This is a genomic window from Blautia faecis (genome assembly GCF_020554845.1).
GTDB lineage: Bacteria > Bacillota > Clostridia > Lachnospirales > Lachnospiraceae > Blautia_A > Blautia_A faecis.
The window spans coordinates 1-14,293 of sequence record NZ_JAJCIA010000038.1; the positions used below are offsets into that span (position 1 = coordinate 1).

General features: G+C 44.3%; 15 protein-coding genes and 1 riboswitch. Of the genes, 4 read left to right on the forward strand and 11 right to left on the reverse strand.

Translation table 11 applies throughout. The features are described 5' to 3' along the window. Positions 1–195: 195 nt before the first annotated feature. Entirely contained in the window at positions 196–639 is a 444-nt protein-coding gene (locus LIZ66_RS15225; RefSeq protein ID WP_118581793.1) for a DUF1700 domain-containing protein, read from the reverse strand. A gap of 289 nt (positions 640–928) precedes the next feature. Then, a riboswitch (ZMP/ZTP riboswitch) is annotated at positions 929–1,071 on the forward strand. 125 nt (positions 1,072–1,196) lie between these two features. Here LIZ66_RS15225 and LIZ66_RS15230 point away from each other — a divergent pair. After that, positions 1,197–2,882, forward strand: a complete 1,686-nt coding sequence (locus LIZ66_RS15230; RefSeq protein WP_195379501.1) for a formate--tetrahydrofolate ligase — start codon at positions 1,197–1,199, stop codon at positions 2,880–2,882. Between the two features lie 187 nt (positions 2,883–3,069). Here LIZ66_RS15230 and LIZ66_RS15235 read toward each other — a convergent pair whose 3' ends face one another. Further along, the gene (locus LIZ66_RS15235; protein ID WP_173717512.1) at positions 3,070–3,942 is read right to left on the reverse strand and encodes a phosphoribosylaminoimidazolesuccinocarboxamide synthase; all 873 of its coding nucleotides are present in this window, start codon (positions 3,940–3,942) and stop codon (positions 3,070–3,072) included. A gap of 326 nt (positions 3,943–4,268) precedes the next feature. Here LIZ66_RS15235 and LIZ66_RS15240 point away from each other — a divergent pair, with 326 nt between their 5' ends. Beyond that, complete coding sequence (locus LIZ66_RS15240) at positions 4,269–5,069, forward strand: Cof-type HAD-IIB family hydrolase (RefSeq protein WP_226837394.1); 801 nt, start codon at positions 4,269–4,271, stop codon at positions 5,067–5,069. 174 nt (positions 5,070–5,243) lie between these two features. Here LIZ66_RS15240 and xylB read toward each other — a convergent pair whose 3' ends face one another. From xylB to LIZ66_RS19550, 5 genes are all read right to left on the reverse strand, one after another. Then, the gene (xylB, locus tag LIZ66_RS15245) at positions 5,244–6,710 is read right to left on the reverse strand and encodes a xylulokinase (RefSeq protein WP_118581799.1); all 1,467 of its coding nucleotides are present in this window, start codon (positions 6,708–6,710) and stop codon (positions 5,244–5,246) included. A 240-nt stretch (positions 6,711–6,950) separates the two neighbouring features. Beyond that, on the reverse strand, positions 6,951–8,432 hold the full coding sequence (locus tag LIZ66_RS15250; protein ID WP_227200999.1) for an L-fucose/L-arabinose isomerase family protein: 1,482 nt from the start codon (positions 8,430–8,432) through the stop codon (positions 6,951–6,953). A 166-nt stretch (positions 8,433–8,598) separates the two neighbouring features. Continuing rightward, positions 8,599–9,216 (reverse strand): DUF4867 family protein, encoded by a 618-nt coding sequence (locus LIZ66_RS15255; RefSeq protein ID WP_226837396.1) that lies wholly within the window; start codon positions 9,214–9,216, stop codon positions 8,599–8,601. Between the two features lie 206 nt (positions 9,217–9,422). Further along, entirely contained in the window at positions 9,423–10,286 is an 864-nt protein-coding gene (locus LIZ66_RS15260) for an AraC family transcriptional regulator (protein WP_173717509.1), read from the reverse strand. Further along, entirely contained in the window at positions 10,265–10,462 is a 198-nt protein-coding gene (locus LIZ66_RS19550) for a DUF6783 domain-containing protein (RefSeq protein WP_308768503.1), read from the reverse strand. Before LIZ66_RS19550 ends, LIZ66_RS15260 begins: the two co-directional genes overlap by 22 nt. On the opposite strand from LIZ66_RS19550, the gene LIZ66_RS19555 reads away from it, so the two are divergent. After that, the gene (locus LIZ66_RS19555) at positions 10,382–10,555 is read left to right on the forward strand and encodes a DUF6783 domain-containing protein (RefSeq protein ID WP_306467822.1); all 174 of its coding nucleotides are present in this window, start codon (positions 10,382–10,384) and stop codon (positions 10,553–10,555) included. The genes LIZ66_RS19550 and LIZ66_RS19555 overlap by 81 nt on opposite strands. A gap of 160 nt (positions 10,556–10,715) precedes the next feature. Continuing rightward, positions 10,716–10,994, forward strand: a complete 279-nt coding sequence (locus LIZ66_RS15265; protein ID WP_118581811.1) for a type II toxin-antitoxin system HicB family antitoxin — start codon at positions 10,716–10,718, stop codon at positions 10,992–10,994. Positions 10,995–11,140: 146 nt separating this feature from the next. Here LIZ66_RS15265 and LIZ66_RS15270 read toward each other — a convergent pair whose 3' ends face one another. The 4 genes from LIZ66_RS15270 to LIZ66_RS15285 form a co-directional block, all read right to left on the reverse strand. Further along, positions 11,141–12,385, reverse strand: a complete 1,245-nt coding sequence (locus LIZ66_RS15270; RefSeq protein ID WP_195379496.1) for an AGE family epimerase/isomerase — start codon at positions 12,383–12,385, stop codon at positions 11,141–11,143. A 357-nt stretch (positions 12,386–12,742) separates the two neighbouring features. Beyond that, on the reverse strand, positions 12,743–13,165 hold the full coding sequence (locus LIZ66_RS15275; protein WP_118581817.1) for a flavodoxin: 423 nt from the start codon (positions 13,163–13,165) through the stop codon (positions 12,743–12,745). Positions 13,166–13,322: 157 nt separating this feature from the next. Next, entirely contained in the window at positions 13,323–13,874 is a 552-nt protein-coding gene (locus tag LIZ66_RS15280) for a DUF3793 family protein (protein WP_195478339.1), read from the reverse strand. 71 nt (positions 13,875–13,945) lie between these two features. Then, positions 13,946–14,233 carry a DUF2325 domain-containing protein gene (locus tag LIZ66_RS15285; protein ID WP_118581906.1) on the reverse strand — a complete coding sequence of 96 codons (288 nt, stop codon included), beginning with the start codon at positions 14,231–14,233 and terminating at the stop codon, positions 13,946–13,948. Positions 14,234–14,293: the final 60 nt, after the last annotated feature.

Here is a 14,293-nt window from a genome sequence, read left to right on the forward strand (position 1 = left end):
TGATTTCTGTGCATCGCGAAGCGCGTTACTGTGAACGGAGTGAACAGTAACATATGATTCTCTAAAGCATGTCCGACATTTTTTTGTTACAAAACGGACATGTCGTCTATCGGCGACATCTCTATATATGAAAATCAGCTGCTGTGCGCCTGCGACACTCCCGCATCTGCCGTTCGTGACGTTCATAGTATCATGTTAATTCCGATTTTTTATCAGTGACACAATAAACAAAATCAACGCCAGTACCGCAAAAAACGGAATCACTGCCACCAGAATATGAAACAGCAAAAAGACGACTATCAGCAGGATCACCACGCCCAGAAGTTTGCTGTACCAGGTATCAAACCGCCATACATGTACATGATTCCGGCTGGAGCTCTGGGTATTCTGTGCGTCATCCGAATAGGTGCTGTACTCCTCATAATCCAGCTGCCCGTTATCCACATCTGTATCCAGCAAAGTCCTGGCGATCAGCCTGGGATCTCCAAGTTCATCAAGAACCTGCTGCTCATCGCGTCCACTACGTACCTGTGACTGAATATAATCTTCATAGTAACGCACATGCGCCGCCACCTTACCCTCATGCATCTGTCCGGACAGCTGACTTCTCAATGTATCCAGAAATTCTGTTCTATTCATTCAATTATTCAACCTTTCTTATATAAAACCACGAATCATTATCCTGTTTCAAACAGGCTCTGTGCATTTTCTATTCTAACAATACTTGCCCTCATACGCAACTATCCAAGTCATAAAATTTTTATGAAGTCAGAAGCGGAGATTGTATTTTTCAATTCGGGTAGATTTTATCCACGTTCAAAGCATTTGTTATTTTTCACAAATATACATCGTCTTTTTTGACAATAATGCTGTCTGTTAATTTATTGACAAAATGTTTTTTTAATGATACAATGAACACATCAATTGAAAAGCTTCTGAATACTGACGGATCGTGGAGTTAACCACAGGGACTTCAGGAGCAGATCATGAGGATTACTGTTTACAGCTGCTGCACCATATTTTGCAGACAGCATAGGCAGTAATTTCCAGCCGACCGTCTGGGCAGTATTTGAATCATCAGATACTGCCCTTTTTTTACCGGGAGGTACCTCTGACATGAGGGAAATACCGTTGTCTTTTTAAGAAGCGGTCATATAAAAACCATTTAATCTTACACAACGAAAGGAGCTTTTATTATGGGGTTTAAAAGTGACATCGAAATCGCACAGGAATGTGAAATGAAACCAATCACTGAGATTGCAGCTAAAGCAGGTATTGAGGACAAATATCTTGAGCAGTATGGTAAATACAAAGCAAAAATCGACTACAATCTTCTGAAAGAAACAGATAAGAAAGATGGCAAACTGATTCTGGTTACCGCTATCAACCCGACTCCTGCCGGAGAAGGAAAAACCACTACTACAGTTGGTCTGGCAGACGCTATGCAGAAGCTTGGCAAGAACGTTATGGTAGCTCTTCGTGAGCCATCCCTTGGACCGGTATTCGGTGTAAAAGGCGGTGCAGCAGGCGGCGGATATGCCCAGGTAGTTCCAATGGAAGATATCAACCTTCACTTCACAGGTGACTTCCACGCAATCGGCGCAGCAAACAACCTTCTTGCAGCAATGATCGATAACCATATTTTCCAGGGCAATGCTCTTAACATCGACCCACGTAAGATCACATGGAGAAGATGTGTAGATATGAACGACCGTCAGCTTCGTAATGTAGTAGACGGACTTGGCGGAAGAACAAACGGTATGCCTCGTGAAGACGGCTATGACATCACGGTAGCTTCCGAGATCATGGCTGTTCTCTGTCTTGCAAGTGATATCAAAGACCTGAAAGAAAGACTTTCCAGAATCATCATCGGTTATACATATGGCAAACCGTCAGAGCAGAAACCGGTAACAGCTGGTGATCTTCATGCAGAGGGTGCTATGACAGCACTTCTGAAAGATGCTCTGAAACCAAACCTTGTTCAGACACTGGAGCATGTACCTGCAATCGTTCACGGCGGACCATTCGCAAACATTGCTCACGGATGTAACTCCGTAACCGCTACCAAGATGTCTCTGAAGCTTGCTGATTACACCATCACAGAGGCTGGATTCGGTGCTGACCTTGGTGCCGAGAAATTCCTTGATATCAAATGCCGTATGGCTGGTCTGAAACCAAATGCAGTTGTTATCGTTGCTACTGTCCGTGCACTGAAATACAATGGCGGCGTTCCGAAGGCTGATCTTAACAATGAGAACCTTGAGGCTCTTGAGAAAGGTCTTCCAAACCTTCTGAAACACGTAAGCAACATCAAAAATGTTTACAAGCTTCCATGTGTTGTTGCAATCAATGCATTCCCGACAGATACCAAGGCAGAGCTTGACCTGGTAGAAGCAAAATGTAAAGAGCTTGGCGTTAATGTTGCACTTTCTGAAGTATGGGCAAAAGGCGGCGAAGGCGGTATTAAATTAGCTGAGGAAGTAATCCGTCTTGTTGAAGAGCCAAACGACTTCACATATTCCTATGAGCTTGAAGGCTCTATCGAAGATAAGCTGAACCAGATCGTTCAGAAAATCTATGGCGGTAAGAGAGTTGTTCTTACAGCTAATGCTCAGAAGCAGGCAAAACAGCTGGAAGAGCTTGGATTCGGAAACTGCCCGATCTGTGTGGCAAAAACACAGTACAGCTTAACAGATGACCAGACCAAGCTTGGTGCTCCGACAGGCTTTGAAGTAACTGTTCGTAACCTGAAGATTTCTGCAGGTGCAGGCTTCATCGTAGCCCTCACAGGAGAGATCATGACCATGCCAGGTCTTCCAAAGGTTCCGGCTGCTGAGAAAATCGATGTAGACGAAACAGGTAAGATCACAGGACTGTTCTGATTTTTACATGTCAGCCAGGTTTCCGTGTAAACATGGATTTGGCACGTTGCTCACAAAAATCAACGCCCGGGAGACCCAAACTCCCGGGCGCTTTTTACATACAAGCAAAGTGTATCCTTTGAAAATAAAATAAAGGATTTTATCAGCCTGCCAGGGACAGACGCCCTGGCAGTATTATGTATATTACTTATTTCAGCTTCTCCCCTGTAAGCATCTCATATGCCTGGAGATATTTGTCGATTGTCTTGTCCACGATTTCCTGTGGAAGAGTCCAGTCGTTGTCCGGGTTTGCTTTCAGCCAGTCACGGGCAAACTGCTTGTCAAAGGATGGCTGGCCATGACCTGGCTCATATCCATCTGCCGGCCAGAATCTGGAGCTGTCCGGTGTAAGCATCTCATCACCAATAACAATATTACCATTTTCATCAAGTCCAAACTCAAATTTGGTATCTGCAATAATAATACCTTTGCTTAAAGCATACTCAGCACATTTTTTATATAATGCGATGGTGTAATCACGAATCTTCTCTGCATACTCCTGACCATGTCCCGGATAGTATTTCTCAAGATGGGTAACGCTCTGCTCAAAAGAAATATTCTCATCGTGGTCGCCGATCTCAGCCTTGGTAGAAGGTGTGTAAATAGGCTCAGGCAGCTTGTCAGACTCTTTCAGACCTTCCGGAAGAGTAATTCCGCAAACTGTACCATTCTTCTGGTAGCTTGCCCAGCCGCTTCCAGTGATATATCCACGAACGATGCACTCAACCGGGATCATATCCAGCTTGCGGCACATCATGCTGTTTCCGTCAAACTTATCCTGCTGGAAAAACTCCGGCATATCTTTTACATCAACAGAAATCATGTGGTTCGGCAGGATATCCTGGGTCATATCAAACCAGAACTTGGACATCTGTGTAAGAACAGTGCCTTTCTTCGTCACTTCGTTGTTCAGGATCACATCAAAACAGCTGATACGGTCTGTCGCAACCATGATCAGGCTGTCTCCGTTGTCGTAAATCTCGCGTACTTTGCCTTCTTTAACTGGCTTCATTTCCTGCATAGCTTTACACCTCATCACTTTTCTATTTTTCATTTTTGTAAAAGTCCCAAAGGCATGACTGTTTCACAATCTCAGCCTGCCTGTCTCCGCTTTTACAGCACCCAATTATTTTACCATTTTGCAAACAAAAAAACAATTCTCTTAAATGCCGAAATCAAGGCATCTTTTCCCGAAATCCATGTGAATCTTCACATGTAACCATTCAAAGTGATTGATTCCTGCACTATCTTCGTTTTATAATAAGAAAATATAACCAGCAGGATACTCTGCCTGCGAGGGACATTTCAGCTCACAAAACTAATTTACCATATATTCCAGGAGGCACTATGATCTATAAATTTGCAGCCGCCGACATGGACGGTACTTTATTAAATGACAAAAACGAAATTACACCATACACCATCGAAATAATCCGGCAGGCAGCCGCGCAGGGACTGATTTTCTCCATTTGCACCGGGCGCCCCATTCAGGGAGTGGAGCGCTATCAGAAACAGCTGGGCATTCAGGGACCTGTGATCACTTATAATGGGGCTATGATCCTGGATTCTGCTGACGGACGCGTTCTGTATAGACAGGAGCTGAAAGCTGACGATGCGCGTCTGATTCTGGAAGCAGGACTGAACTATGATACTACCATGTGCATCTGGTCGGACAATAAATTATATGGGAACAAGCTGAATGACCGGATTCAGGAATACAGCCAGGCTACCAAGGTAACGCCCCTTCTCATGCCATCTATCGACGAGCTTTTGGCGCAGGGGATTACGAAAATTCTCTGGTATGACGATGTTTCCCAAATTCAGCAAATAGAAAAAGAGCTACGGAAAACAGCTCATTTTCATAACGTAACTTTTTGCACCTCCAAGCCCTTCTATCTGGAGTTCTTCAGCAGTAAGGTGTCAAAGGCTGCAGCTATTGATTGCATTGGTAAGCTCTACGATTTCACCCCCGCTGAAACTATCGCTATCGGCGACGGTTTCAATGACCTCTCCATGATCCGCTATGCTGCCCTTGGCGTTGCCATGGCAAATGCACCAGATGGCGTGAAAGAGTCTGCGGATTATATCACTGCACGCACTAACAATAAGGATGGTGTTGCAGAAGTTCTGGAAAAATTTGTTTTATAGGATCATGACTATACAAAAATGGTGATTGTGTTAATTATTTCACATTCAACACAATCACCATTCTATTAATCCGTTTTAAACCAAATTATGTCCGCCTTGCTATATCTCTTGCAGATTCTTAAACATTACAACTGTAGACTTCGCTCTTACAGCCGAATATGCTTGCTACATCTCTTACAGATTCTTAAACAGCGGCTTCATAGCCGGATACAGTTCTTTGAACTTCTGGTATCTCTCCTCATATTTCGCAGCCAGTTCTGGAGTAGGCTCTACAGTATCCACTACTTTTGCAAGCTTCTTACCAGCAGTCTCAACGTCCGGATAAACACCGCATCCTACTGCTGCCAGCATAGCACCGCCAAGGGATGGTCCCTCTTCCACTTCCAGAACGTCAACCTTAATATTCATAACATTTGCAATAATCTGCTTCCACAGCGGGCTCTTTGCACCACCGCCACAGATCTTGGTACGCTCAATTTTAATTCCAAGACTCTTTGCAACCTCCAGAGAATCACGAAGTGCGAAAGCAACTCCCTCCAATACAGCCTGAGTCATATCTGCTCTTGAGGTGTCCATGGACATACCGAAGAATACGCCTCTTGCATCTGGATCGTTGTGTGGGGAACGCTCGCCCATCAGGTATGGCAGGAAGAATACGTGATTCTCACCAAGCTTCTGGATAGGCGCCTGCTCTGCTGCGAAGTCCTTCGTTCCAAGAATCTCCTCGGCCCACCATTTATTACAGGAAGCAGCGCTGAGCATACATCCCATCAGATGATAGCTTCCATCTGCATGGCAGAAAGAATGAAGGGCATTGTGCTCATCTACACCAAAATTCTTGCTGGAAATAAATACAGTTCCAGAAGTACCAAGGGAAATATTGCACTGTCCATCACCAACTGTTCCAGTACCAACAGCTGCTGCCGCATTGTCTCCAGCACCAGCGATAACCTTTACATTCTCAGAGAAGCCAAGCTCTTTAGCAACCTCTGGCTTCAGTGTTCCAACAACCTCCCAGCTCTCATAAACCTTCGGAAGCTGCTCCTCTTTCACACCGCAGATTTCCATCATTTCTTTAGACCAGCAGCGATTCTTTACATCCAGAAGAAGCATACCTGAAGCGTCAGATACATCTGTGCAGAAGGAGCCGCTTAAACGATAAGCCAGGTAATCCTTTGGAAGCATGATCTTCACAACTTTTGCAAATTTCTCTGGCTCATTTTTCTTCATCCACAGGATCTTCGGAGCAGTAAAGCCGGCAAATGCGATATTTGCAGTATACTGGGAAAGCTTGTCCTTTCCGATCACATTATTCAGATAATCTGTCTCTTCAGAAGTACGTCCGTCATTCCACAAAATTGCAGGACGAATTACCTGATCCTGATCATCTAAAGTTACCAGTCCATGCATCTGTCCGCCGAAGCTGATTCCGGCAACCTGGGAGCGGTCAATGCCCTCTGTCAGTTCTTTCATACCAGCCATACTCTGGGTATACCAGTCTTCCGGATTTTGCTCAGACCAGCCCGGATGCGGGAAAAATAATGGATATTCTTTTGATACGATATTACAGATTTTTCCGGATTCTTCCATAAGAAGAAGTTTTACTGCGGAAGTACCAAGATCAACACCGATAAAATACATTTTTATCCTCCTTAAGTTCATGCCTTAGGCGTTCCTTCTAGGCTTTCCGGACAGAACTCTCTTAGAATGCTCTGCCCGCCTATTCTAAAAACAGCCGTACCGCATAAAGTGGTACGGCCGTTTCTATATACGCCTATAATTCTATTCAAATCGTCCCTTCCTGCTTTTTTAAGCAAGAAGCAATCATTCTACATTGCTCTCAACTTTGTACACAGCAATTACTTACTGTTTATTTAAGCATTAGCCCCATGGATTCTCTGTAGGATATCTTACACCAGCTGGCTGGTTGTAACCGATCTTCTTAACATCAAGTCCAAGGAATTTCACTACTTCGTAGAATGCCTTTCCATAATGTCCGAACATAACTGCACCGTGATGCGGGTAATTACCCTCGATCAATACGTGACGGTAGAATCTTCCCATCTCTTTGATTGCGAAGATACCAATACCACCAAAGGATCTTGTAGGTACGTCAAGAACTTCACCTTCTGCAACATAGGAAACAAGCTCTCCCTCAGAGTTGCACTGCAGACGATAGAATGTAATATCAGAAGCAGCGATATCACCCTCCAGAGTTCCTCTTGTGAAATCTGGTTCAGATCCTTCCGGCTCAAGAAGTCTGTGCTGGATCAGCTGATATTTAACAGCTCTGGAATCGCACATCTTGCAGGCCGGAGTATTTCCGCAATGGAAGCCCATGAATGTATCGGTAAGCTTATAATCATATTTGCCCTTGATATCCTCATCATAGATGTACTGAGGAACGGAGTTGTTGATGTCAAGCAGTGTAACAGCGTCATTGGAAATGCAAAGTCCGATGTACTCGCTAAGAGCTCCGTAGATATCAACCTCGCAGGATACCGGGATTCCTCTTGCAGCAAGACGGCTGTTTACATAGCATGGCTCAAATCCAAACTGTGACGGGAATGCAGGCCAGCATTTATCAGCAAATGCAACGTATTTTCTGGCGCCCTTGTGAGCCTCAGCCCAATCAAGAAGAGTAAGCTCGAACTGTGCCATTCTCTCACTAAGGTCAGCATAGTATCTGCCCTCGCCCATTTCCTTTGCCATATCTGCGCAAACCTCTGGGATACGAGGATCGTTCTCATGCTCTTTGTAAGCAACCAGAAGGTCAAGCTCAGAGTTCTCTTCGATCTCAACACCCAGCTCATAGAGTCCTTTGATTGGTGCGTTACATGCGAAGAAGTCCTGTGGACGTGGTCCAAAGGTAATGATCTTCAGGTTACGAACACCGATAACGGTACGTGCAACTGGTACGAAGTCAGCGATCATGGTAGCAATGTCAGTTGCAGTTCCAACCGGATATTCCGGAATATAAGCTTCAAGATGACGCATCTTTAAGTTGTAGGAGCAGTTCAGCATACCGCAGTAAGCATCACCACGACCATTGATCATATCGCCATCGCCCTCAGCAGCAGCTACATACATGCAAGGTCCGTCAAATCTCTCAGCAATCAGGGTCTCTGGAGTCTCTGGTCCGAAGTTTCCAAGGAAAACAACAAGTGCATTACACTCAGCTTTGTTTACATCCTCGAGAGCCTTCTCCATGTCTTTCTCATTCTCAACAGTTACTGGACATTCATAAAGCTCACCCTTGTAAGCGTCCATGATAGCTGCGCGTCTCTTCTCAGAAAGCTGAATCGGGAAACAGTCACGGCTTACTGCGATTAATCCAAGTTTTACTACTGGTATATTGTTCATAATAGGTATTCCTCCATATTTTAATTTTTTAAGAAACTTTCAATTGTGGTAGCTATGTAAGCTCCTCAGGTCTCAATATTCATTTTTCAAACAGACTTTAGTAGTTACCCACCAACAACGTGTCGGTTTATCTTCTGAAAAAAATGAGCAACTATGAATTATTTTATCAGTCAATTGTGATATTCTCACCCTTCAGACCATTAAATGCGCCAGCGATCTTCGCATCCTCATGTGCGATCAGCCATTTGTTCTTGGCTGTCATCAAGCTGTCCTCTCCCGTCTTCTCAGTCTGGAAAGTAAGGTCTGTGTTAGTTCCTTTCGGAAGTACAACAACACACTGGAAACCGCCCTCATTCACATGACATGGTGCGTAATGAAGTGTGGTAGCGTATACCTCGATTCCGGTTCCTGCCGGTACAAGGAATGCCTCGATCTTAGATGTATCATAGGTATGATCCAGCTCAATGTCCTGCTGATGTCCGATAAGAAGGACAAGATCTGTAACCGCTACATTGATCTCGGAATTACGATGATACTCCACTGCATTCAGCTTCTTGTTATGGCCGTTGCAGTATCCGATCTGGACCGGCAGCCCGCCGTATCCCTTGTTCTGTAGGTCCTTCATAATATCCAGTGCCTCCAGCTCCTCAACAGATGGAACATAGATTACGTCCTCTGGAACCGGAGTGTGTTTCATCTCCTTGATAAGACCTGTAAAGTCGTATCCCTCCAGCACCTGTCCATATTTACGGAATGCCGGATCTGTTACTTTCTGAATCTTCACGATTAACCTCCTTTTGCGCATATCAGAATGCGGACATGGCTGTTATCTGCCACTCTCACAGCAGTCCAACATGCTCATACTCAAGATTCCCGAACCAGCTGCTGATCTCAGTCTGCCCTGGTTCTTTCTGCATGAAAAAAGCATACCATATTCTGATATGCTTTACGACGGTTTTCTTGTCTTATCTATAGCACTTTTTTGACATTTTATTCTTTTGGAGTTGTATTAAATTTTTGTCTTACTTCGCTTGGAAGTCTGTTATATTTCTTCTGAAACTCTCTGGAAAAGGCTCTGCTGCTGGCAAAACCGTTGTCCAGGGCAATCTGGCTCACTGTTTTCTCTGTATTCATCAGTTCCCGACATGCATAAGACATGCGAATTTCCTGTAAATAAGTCTTAAAATTGATTTTTGCATACTTTTTGAACATTCGCGACAAATAAGCGTCTGAATAGCCAAATAAATTTGCCATCTCAGAAAGTTTCAGTTCTTCTGTATAATGCTCACGCATATAAGTGGTAATTTTTGACAAAGCATCCAGTCGTCGGCTGTCCTGAATTTCCTCCTGTGCAGCCTCGGTCTCACGATAATCCCTTACCATCAGGTACAAAATATTGTAGTACAGTGCCATAGTCCGGTACTCCCATCCTTCTTCACGGGCACGGTACACCTTATAAAGCTCCTCAATAAAAAATGCCAGCTTCCGGTTATCCGGAGCCTTGGACTTCTGATCCTTTGCTACACGGGCTGCACTTGTAAATCGGATAAACCGCTGGGCAGTAAAATATTTTTCGAACTGCTTTAGTGGAATCTGCAAAACCACAGTCTCATTTTTCCTGGGGGCGTGAATGGAGTGGATCTCATTGGAATTGATGATGATCAGCCCGCCAGCCTCCAGGGGGTACTCTTCTTCATTAAGAAAAAAAGTCAGTCTGCCTTTTAGCACTGCAAAAATCTCAATTGAGGTATGCCAGTGTTTTTCTCTTTCGTAATTGCCGTGTCCGCCTTCAAATAAAAAGATTTTGAAAGGAAGACCTTCGTTTGGTATGATCAATTCATGCTGAAATTCCAAGATTTCACCTCCGGCAGGTATATTTCTATAAAGCCGCGCCATTTTCTTTCAGTTCCGAACCGGCTAGAGCGTGTTTGAAAAAGGCTTTCTGCAAGATGTTCGTCACAATTTGTGGGAGATTTCGCTCGGATGAGGGCGCCGTAGCGGGCTACGGCAACCGAATTCAGGTGAAATATACCGCAAAGTGGAGCGTGCAGATTGCGGGAATGATTTTTCAAACACGCTCTAAAGTCTCTTGCTGTAAGAATATCATTTTCCCCTATATTTGACAATCCTGTTTCTTAGATTCTTTTTGGCTCCGCTGCCACGTCTTTTCTCGTTTCGTATTTTCTTAAATACAAGTTTTTTCTTATCTTGTATTTACCAGCTCAAACGCTTATAATTGAAATTAATTTTCAATATGTTATTTTTATTTTCGGGAGGTTTATCATGAAATTTATATATCCTGCTGTTTTTAAGAAAACCGAAGATGGTCGTTATAAGGGAACTTTCCCAGACCTGGAAGGCTGCTTCGGAGAAGGAGACACTTTAGACGAAGCTATCGAAAGCGCTAACGCTGCTGCATTCGACTGGATTTCTGTAGAGCTCTCCGAAGAAGTTCCAGAGCTGCCTCCGATCACAGATCCAGATGATATGGAATTAGAAGATGAGGATGTGGTCAGAAATATCCAGGTGAACATCCGGTTGTATGATGGGTGGGATGAATGAAGTTTACCGTGAGTGTTTGAAATGTCCGCTTACGTTCCAGACTTCACTGACTTACCTAATAAGTCCAAAATGGGGAGGCAAAGCCTCCCCATTAATTTTATCACTGTACCTGGTCAGAACCTTCTCAGTTACAAAATATTTTTGTTTTATCTTGCCTGCTTCTTCACTGCCACTGCAATGGACAGACCGGGAGCATAATATGGAATCAATGTAGCCTGCAGTGCATGATAAATATCAGACTTTCCAGGCCATACGGTCTCCAGAAGATTGTTCTCTCTGTCCAGCTGGTGGAACCAGGAACCGTTTACGTGATCCAGAACTTTCTCATCCAGATATTTCATAAACTCTGCATAATCTGCTGCGTATTTCTCATTATCTGTTACATGGAACAGAACGGAAGAGGTGTTGATTGCTTCTGCAAGAGTCCAGTGCATTCTGTCATGGACTACAGGTTTGCCGTTCCAGTCTGTTGTGTAACAAATTCCCGGTGCACCGTCTGCATTCCATGCGTCAGCAACTGCGCGATTATACAGATTCTCTGCAGCTTCAATATAAGGTGCTGCGCCAGCCTTGTCCTCTTTATATGTAGAAAGCGCCCACTGTGTGATCAGTCTTGCCCACTCAATTCCGTGTCCCGGAGTTGCGCCGTATGGCTTAAACTGGTCGTCCGGACGGTCTTTGTTGCATTCCAAATCCGGTACCCAGTCACTGGAAAAATGCTCCGGTATACGCCAGTTATTGTCCTTTGCCCATACCAGAACATGGTCGATGATCCTGCCTGCACGTACACGATATTTCTCATCCCCGGTCACATCAGCTGCGGCAAGAAACGCCTCAACGGTATGCATATTTGCATTCAAGCCTCGATAGGAATCCAGCTCTGTAAATTCTGTGTTCCAGGTATCACAGGAAAGTCCTTCTTCCTCGTTCCAGAATCTCAGATCATAAAGTGCCAGCGCATCTTTCAGAAGCTCTTCTGCCCCTTCTCTGCAGGCCAACACGCCGGAAGAAGCTGCCAGAATTACAAATGCATGGGCATAGCACTGCTTGGTTGGAACAATTTCATTGTCCTTTGTAAGACCTGCATACCAACCACCATTTTGATCATCGTGAAGCTCGCCTCTAAGCCCCTTCAACGCTGCATCAGCCAATGCCTCGCTGCCTTCATGTCCAAGCATGGAACCAATGCTGTACACATGTGTCATACGGCTTGTGATCCAGGTTTCACGGTTACGGTCTTTCCAGGGAGTGCCGTCATCTCCAAGATAATAGGAGCTTCCTCCTGGTGACGGAAACTGATGTCCGAAGCTTAATAAGCCATCTCTAACATCCTGCAGAAATTTCTGGTTTTCAGCTGTTCCAAGCTGATATTTATTCTCTGTAACTGCCATTTCTGTTTTCTCCTTTTATACTGTAATATCCTGTGAAAGTCCCGCTCTACAGCTGACTCTCATATATAGTGATGTCACAAATAGGCAACAAATCCGTTTTGTGATGATCTCCCACTTTGTAATCTTCATTTTACCTTATCTGGAAGGCCTTGAACAGAGGGGTGAACTTTGGCTTTTATGGGGATTTTTACTGTTTCACTTTTCTGACACAATTATACTCCCAGACGGGATTTCGGTCAATTTATTTAAGTTTCATCAAAACAGCCGCCATTAGTACGTTATTTGCACTAATAGCGGCTGTAAATGTTATTATTGTTATAATAATCTATATTCTGTTTTTTTCAAAAACAGTTCCAATCAGCAGATAGCTTTTCCAAGCTCAATGCAGGCTGCCTGAGCCTCATCATCTGGCTCTTCGTTGCAGATTACACTGTCAACAGCAAGTGCAACGCCATCGTTCTGGCATTTTTCTTCCCAGCTGCGCATCCAGTCGCCGTCTCCCCATCCGTAGGAACCGAAGAGCGCTACTTTTTTGCCTGCAAGCTTTGGCTCACATGCTTCGAATACCGGCTGGAATACGGAATCCTCAAGCTCCTCATCTCCCATTGCAGGGCATCCGAAAGCTACACCGTCAAAACTGCTGATATCTGTTCCATCAAAATCATCTGCACTGATCACTTCTACCTCAGCTCCTGCAGCTTTTGCACCTTCCGCTACTTTATTTGCCATTTCCTCTGTATTACCAGTTCCGCTCCAATATACAACTGCTACTTTACTCATAACTTCATTTAACCTCTTTCTTTTATAATTTTATTGCCAGCCTGCGAGATCATTTATGTTTGTTTCCTCCACATCCGGCACTTTAATAACGAAAGTCAGCTTTTCCGCGACCCTTATCGCTTTTTAACCATCACCCATAGGGGACTTTCATTGTATGTTAAGCAGCCACTGTCAGCTGCAGAACACTCCTGCCTTTTGCCCATAGATTCCGGTAAACTTCCCGGCATTTATGGTACTTCTGAAACATTTTCAATGCTTCACATTCATTACAATATACTTTCCAGCAGCCGGAACATTTATAATTCTGTCCGCCATTCTGGATAAAACCAATTACATCCCCAAGTGGATAATCAAGAAATATCCCAATCTCATGTGGGAAATCCTCTGATGCCTCAAAGCGCTTCTTCAATAACGCCAGGCACTGTTCCGGTTCTGTATTTTCATATCCATATTGCTTCAGAAACCGGGCAACTCCGGGACGATTCAGATTCTGTGCCAGCTGTTTTTCCCGGTATACATAAACCAGTGAACGGTTGCCACGGCTGCGAAGTGCCAACAGCTTCACACCCTTTTGATTCATCAACTGATTCCACATAATAATCTGAAGGTTTATATTTTCTCCCTCTTCACAGCAGGCATTAAAAAGATTGGCTGCTTTTAGTGAAGCGAGGGTTGGAGCACAGTGCTCAATGAGACATTTCTCGATCATGATAAACTCCTGTCATTAGCTGCATTCAAAATACTATAACCCCTTTGCGAATGTGGCTCGCAAATTCTTCTTTATGCCATCACTGCATGCTCATCCAATGCACACTTTAAGGCGCTTGCGCTGCTGGTATGGATGCGCGCTACCGGAATGTTGTTTTTCTTTGCTTCCTGGGATGCACTGATGACCATTTTATGGGACACTGTATTGGTAAAAAGCACCATCAGATCCGGGCATCCGATTTTTTTACGGATGGCGCCGTTCTCTTTTGGAAAAACCTTCGCCTTATATCCATAGTCTTTGCAGATATCGGTATACTGACATACCATTCTCTCATTTCCGCCGATGATTACAATACTCATGTAAATTGTCCTTTCCGGGTTTCCTGAAGCTTCTGAAAATGAAGAAACCTCCCTGCTTCC

Coding starts and splice junctions, on each gene's coding strand:
- LIZ66_RS15225 (WP_118581793.1), bottom strand. CDS start 639: ATGAATAGAACAGAATTTCTGGATACATTGAGAAGTCAGCTGTCCGGA.
- LIZ66_RS15230 (WP_195379501.1), top strand. CDS start 1,197: ATGGGGTTTAAAAGTGACATCGAAATCGCACAGGAATGTGAAATGAAA.
- LIZ66_RS15235 (WP_173717512.1), bottom strand. CDS start 3,942: ATGCAGGAAATGAAGCCAGTTAAAGAAGGCAAAGTACGCGAGATTTAC.
- LIZ66_RS15240 (WP_226837394.1), top strand. CDS start 4,269: ATGATCTATAAATTTGCAGCCGCCGACATGGACGGTACTTTATTAAAT.
- xylB (WP_118581799.1), bottom strand. CDS start 6,710: ATGTATTTTATCGGTGTTGATCTTGGTACTTCCGCAGTAAAACTTCTT.
- LIZ66_RS15250 (WP_227200999.1), bottom strand. CDS start 8,432: ATGAACAATATACCAGTAGTAAAACTTGGATTAATCGCAGTAAGCCGT.
- LIZ66_RS19555 (WP_306467822.1), top strand. CDS start 10,382: ATGTTCGTCACAATTTGTGGGAGATTTCGCTCGGATGAGGGCGCCGTA.
- LIZ66_RS15265 (WP_118581811.1), top strand. CDS start 10,716: ATGAAATTTATATATCCTGCTGTTTTTAAGAAAACCGAAGATGGTCGT.
- LIZ66_RS15270 (WP_195379496.1), bottom strand. CDS start 12,385: ATGGCAGTTACAGAGAATAAATATCAGCTTGGAACAGCTGAAAACCAG.
- LIZ66_RS15275 (WP_118581817.1), bottom strand. CDS start 13,165: ATGAGTAAAGTAGCAGTTGTATATTGGAGCGGAACTGGTAATACAGAG.
- LIZ66_RS15280 (WP_195478339.1), bottom strand. CDS start 13,874: ATGATCGAGAAATGTCTCATTGAGCACTGTGCTCCAACCCTCGCTTCA.
- LIZ66_RS15285 (WP_118581906.1), bottom strand. CDS start 14,233: ATGAGTATTGTAATCATCGGCGGAAATGAGAGAATGGTATGTCAGTAT.